Consider the following 4,736-nt stretch of genomic DNA (forward strand, 5'->3'; position numbering starts at 1 on the left):
TGCCAGCCGAGCACGGCGGCGCCGAATGCGGCGGTGCCCGTCAGGCGGCGCGGCGCGATCGGCCGCATGCGTCGGCCATGCGCGTAGCGTTGGCGGCGGCGGCCGTAGCGTTCGAGCACGATCATGCCGACGACGATCGCGAGCATCGCGAGTGCGATCTGCGCGGCGCCGGCGAGGTCGGAGCGCGTGATCCATGTCGTGTAGACGGACACGGTCAGCGTCTGAACGCCGAGGAATTCCGATGCGCCGATATCGTTCAGCGTTTCGAGCAGCGCGAGGCTCACGCCGACGGCGATCGCGGGACGCGCGAGCGGCACGACGACGCGCCAGAACGTGGCGATGCGTCCCGCGCCGAGCGTGCGCGCGGCTTCGAGCAGGCTCGCGGACTGCGTGACGAACATTGCGCGCGTGCTCAGGTAGACGTAGGGATACAACACGAAGCCGAGCACGAAGATCGCGCCGGGCAGCGAGCGCAGGTCGGGCAGGCGGAACTGGCGCGGGCTGTCGAAGCCGAGCAGCCAGCGGACCGCGCCCTGCACGGGGCCGATCGGATGCAGCAGATCGAGATACGCGAACGCGACGATGTAGGTGGGAACCGCGAGCGGCAGCAGCAGCGCCCACGTCAGCATCCGGCGGCCGGGAAAGTCATACGCGGTGACGAGCCATGCGCAGCCCGTGCCGACGATCGACACGATCGCGCCGACGCCCGCGAGCAGCAGCAGCGTATTGACGAGCGCCTGCGGCAGCACGAATTCGGCGAGATGTCGCCAGTGCGCGAGATCGGCGTCGAACGCGGCGGCGACGAGCACCGTAAGCGGCGCCGCGACCGCCGCGGCGATCGCCAGCGTCGCGACCAGCCACAGGCTGCCCGCGCGCGGCAGCAGGCGCGGCCGGCACGACGGGCGGCGCGCGCCGGCGGTGGTTGCGTCAGTTGTCAAAGCCGACCTTGTCGACCAGCTGGCTTGCCTGCTTGCGATGCTTCGCGATGTCCGCCAGCGGCAGCGGGTCGATCTTCAGCGTGCCGAAGCTGGCGATCACCGGGTCGAGCTTCACGTTCGCGCGCACCGGGTATTCGTAGTTCGCCTGCGCATACAGCGCCTGCGCTTCCGGCGACACGAGATATTCGAGCAGTTTTACCGCGTTGGCCTTGTGCGGCGCGTGCTTCGCGACCGTTGCGCCGCTGATGTTCACGTGCGTGCCGCCGCTCTTCGCGTTCGCGAACGTCGGGCGCACGACCTTGATCGCGTCACCCCACTTGCGCGCATCGCTGCCGGCCTCCGCATTCTTCATGTGACCGACGTAGTAGGCGTTCGCGAGGCCGACGTCGCAGATGCCGCCGAGGATGTCGCGCGCGACGTCGCGGTCGCCGCCCGTCGCCTTGCGCGCGAGGTTCGCCTTCACGCCGCGCAGCCACTTCTCGGTCGCCGCTTCGCCGTCGTGCGCGATCATCGCCGCGACGAGCGCCGTGTTGTACGGATGCTGGCCCGAGCGGATGCAGACCTTGCCCTTCCATTTCGGATCGGCGAGATCCTCGTAGCGGAACGCATCGACCTTCAGGTCCTTCTCGACGTACAGCACGCGGTCGCGCAGCGACAGCGCGTACCAGTCGCCGTTCGCGCCGCGCAGGTTCGCGGGAATCGCGTCGTCGAGCGCCTTCGAGCGCACCGGCTGCGTGAGCCCGCCGTCGACGAGATCGAGCAGGTTGCCGACGTCGACCGTCATCAGCACGTCGGCCGGCGACTGCGCGCCTTCCGCCTTCACGCGTTCGAGCAGGCCGTCCTTCACGAACACCGTGTTGACCTTGACGCCGCTCTGCTTGGTGAACGCGTCGATGAGCGGCTGGATCAGCTTCGGTTCGCGGGTGGTGTACAGGCTCACTTCCTCGGCTGCCTGGGCCAGCGGCGCGAAAGCGGCGGCGGCAAGGGCGAGGGCGCCGGCAAGCGGCAGCAGGCGGGTGCGCGGATTCGACATGAAGACTCCGGAAGGGGCAGGTGGACGAAGGGAGCGTTCCGGGGCGCGCCTGCCGCCCGAGCGACCCGAAACATTACAAAATGAAAGACTAGAGATTCTAGATCGAAATGGGAATGGTTATCAAATGAAAGCTTGCGGCAGGCGGGAGGAGGCGGGGGATGAGGATCGGAAACGGCGCGTCGCAGCGGGCGCGCAAGCGCGTAGAATGCCCGCTTCGATGAATTTGACGGAATCGCCCGACCATGAACGATCAGCGCAAGAAGAACCCTGTCCGCAACGTGAGCATCCTGATCGTCGTGGCCGTGCTGCTCGTGATCGGGACGATCCTGTACAACGCGATTTCGCAGAAGCACGCGTACGACGAAGCCCATCCGGCCGAGGCCGCGAGCGCAGCGTCGCACTGACGTGCAGATGCGCGGCCCGGCGGGCCGCGCACGTAGGGTGCATGCGAAGGGGATGAATCTCCGGCTGTTGGCGCGCCAGACGCTGCGCGGAGCCGGGAGAGAAGCGGGCGCCGGAACCGGCGCGCCGCGTACGCAAGTCAGTCGTGCGTCAACGTGACGCAGGTGCGAACTTCGGGCGGATCCGTGCGTAGAACACGAGCGCGAGCAGCGCGAGCCAGGCCGCGCCGACATACAGCGCGACGCGCGTGTCCTCGAACCACCCGAGCATCACGATCACGAAGCCCATGAACGCGATCGTCAGTGCCGGCGCGACGGGCCACAACGGCACCTTGAACTTCAGCGCCGCGACTTCGGCGCCCGACAGCCGGCGGCGCATCGCGACCTGCGACAGCAGGATCATCAGCCACACCCACACGGTGGCGAACGTCGCGATCGCCGCGACCATCAGGAACACGTCCTTCGGCATCAGGTAGTTGAGCAGCACGCCGACCAGCAACGCGACCGCCATCACGAGCACCGTGACCCACGGCACGCCGTGCCGCGACGTCGTCATCAGCACGCGCGGCGCCTGGCCCTGGCGCGCCATCCCGAACATCATCCGGCCCGCGCCGAAGATGTCGCTGTTGATCGCGGAGATCGCCGCGCTGATCACCACCAGGTTGAGGATCGTCGCAGCCGACTTCACGCCGAGCGCCGAGAAGATCTGCACGAACGGGCTGCCTTCGTTGCCGACGCCCGTCCACGGGCTGATCGACATCAACACGACCATCGTCAGCACGTAGAACAGCAGGATGCGCGCAGGCACCGCGTTGATCGCGCGCGGAATCACGCGCTCCGGATCCTTCGCCTCGCCGGCGCTCATGCCGATCACCTCGATCCCGCCGTACGCGAAGATCACGACCGACAGCGACGCGATCAGCCCGCCGACGCCGTTCGGCAGGAAGCCGCCGTGGTTCCACAGGTTCGCGAACGTCGGCACGTCGGCCGAGTGGCCGAAGTGCATGCCGGTCAGCAGGATCGCGACGCCGCCGCCGATCATCGCGACGATCGCGCCGACCTTGATGATCGACAGCCAGAACTCGAGCTCGCCGAACACCTTCACGTGGCACAGGTTGAGCCCGCAGATGATCGCGACGACGCCGAGTACCCAGATCCATTGCGGGACATCCGGAAACCAGAAACCCATGTAGATGCCGAACGCGGTGATGTCGGCGATCGCGACGATCACCATTTCGAGCGTGTAGGTCCAGCCGGTGACGAACCCGGCGAACGGGCCGAGGTTCTCGGTCGCGTAGTGGCCGAACGAGCCGGCGACGGGATCGCGCACGGCCATCTCGCCGAGCGCGCGCATCACCATGTAGACGGCCGCGCCGCCCAGGATGTACGCCAGGATCACGGCCGGGCCCGCGAGCTGGATCGCGGATGCCGAGCCGTAGAACAGGCCCGTGCCGATCGCCGAACCCAGCGCGAGAAAGCGGATGTGCCGCGCGCTCAGGTGGCGCTGCAAGTTTTTCATCGTGTCTCCGATATCGTTATGCGACGGACCGGGCGAGCGGGGCCGGTCCGATTGGCTCAAGTTGTATAGACAACTTAAATGTGAACGAATGATAACAAGCCGGACTGGGTGACCGGAATCGGGTATTCCCTGACTGGCGCGCCGGGCGCAATAGGGGGCGGGGCGGTCGCGCATCGAGCGCGCAGGCCGCGTGGAACGGGCAGGTCATGCTTCGGGGTCGTTGAATCGGGGAGCGCCGGGGCCGATCCGCGGCATGCGCGGGCCGGCCACCGGCGGGGTAAAGCCGGGGTCAGGCGGGCAGGCGGATCACGCTCGCATCCTTGCGGATCAGCAGCGACGACGCGAGCATCTGCTTGCACTGGTGCGCGAGCACCTTCAGGTCGTGCGTGAGTTCGGCGCCCACCGCATCGGATTTCTCCGCGGACACGACCATCGCATCGAGGTCGCGCGTGATCTGCTTCGACGCGTCGAGCTGATCGGCCGGCGGCGGCTCGCCGGCCTCGGCTTTCTCGAGATTGTCGAGCACCGCGGCGAGGCCGCGATGCAGCGCGTCGTCGTGGAGGATGCTGCCGTCGGCCGCGCAGGCCGTGCGGATCAGCGGCGCGGCGGCCGTGATCTGCGCGCCGAGCACGTGAGTCTGCACGAGCAGGTCGTTCAGTTCGGGCACGAAGCGCTGGTGCGCCTTCGGCTCGATCATCATCCGCTGGAACGCCTGCCCGAGATTCGCGAACGCGATGTGCACGTCCTTGCGCGCGAGGCGGTAGCGGTAGTCGTCGTCGAGAGTCGTGGCCGGCGTCTCGATGGCCGCGGCGACCACCGGCACGACGGCCGCGCCGTCGGCGGCC

Annotated in this window: 4 protein-coding genes and 1 pseudogene; 1 reads left to right on the forward strand and 4 read right to left on the reverse strand. The window is 67.9% G+C overall.

What is annotated here, in order from left to right; translation table 11 throughout:
* Together G3N99_RS34850 and G3N99_RS34855 are read right to left on the reverse strand one after the other, a co-directional pair.
* On the reverse strand, positions 1–884 hold an 884-nt coding region (locus tag G3N99_RS34850), incomplete at its 3' end, for an ABC transporter permease subunit (protein ID WP_241012012.1).
* Between the two features lie 43 nt (positions 885–927).
* A complete protein-coding gene (locus G3N99_RS34855; RefSeq protein WP_174989749.1) occupies positions 928–1,971 on the reverse strand; it encodes a Fe(3+) ABC transporter substrate-binding protein in 1,044 nt (347 codons plus the stop codon).
* A 242-nt stretch (positions 1,972–2,213) separates the two neighbouring features.
* Here G3N99_RS34855 and G3N99_RS34860 point away from each other — a divergent pair, with 242 nt between their 5' ends.
* Positions 2,214–2,375, forward strand: a complete 162-nt coding sequence (locus tag G3N99_RS34860; RefSeq protein ID WP_006476417.1) for a hypothetical protein — start codon at positions 2,214–2,216, stop codon at positions 2,373–2,375.
* A 148-nt stretch (positions 2,376–2,523) separates the two neighbouring features.
* Here G3N99_RS34860 and G3N99_RS34865 read toward each other — a convergent pair whose 3' ends face one another.
* Together G3N99_RS34865 and G3N99_RS34870 are read right to left on the reverse strand one after the other, a co-directional pair.
* A complete protein-coding gene (locus tag G3N99_RS34865; RefSeq protein ID WP_174947896.1) occupies positions 2,524–3,891 on the reverse strand; it encodes an amino acid permease in 1,368 nt (455 codons plus the stop codon).
* A 289-nt stretch (positions 3,892–4,180) separates the two neighbouring features.
* A pseudogene (locus tag G3N99_RS34870) lies at positions 4,181–4,736 on the reverse strand (hypothetical protein); the annotation flags it as partial.

The sequence above is a fragment of the Burkholderia sp. Ac-20392 genome (assembly GCF_017104585.1).
Lineage (GTDB): Bacteria > Pseudomonadota > Gammaproteobacteria > Burkholderiales > Burkholderiaceae > Burkholderia > Burkholderia lata.

Coding starts and splice junctions, on each gene's coding strand:
- G3N99_RS34855 (WP_174989749.1), bottom strand. CDS start 1,971: ATGTCGAATCCGCGCACCCGCCTGCTGCCGCTTGCCGGCGCCCTCGCC.
- G3N99_RS34860 (WP_006476417.1), top strand. CDS start 2,214: ATGAACGATCAGCGCAAGAAGAACCCTGTCCGCAACGTGAGCATCCTG.
- G3N99_RS34865 (WP_174947896.1), bottom strand. CDS start 3,891: ATGAAAAACTTGCAGCGCCACCTGAGCGCGCGGCACATCCGCTTTCTC.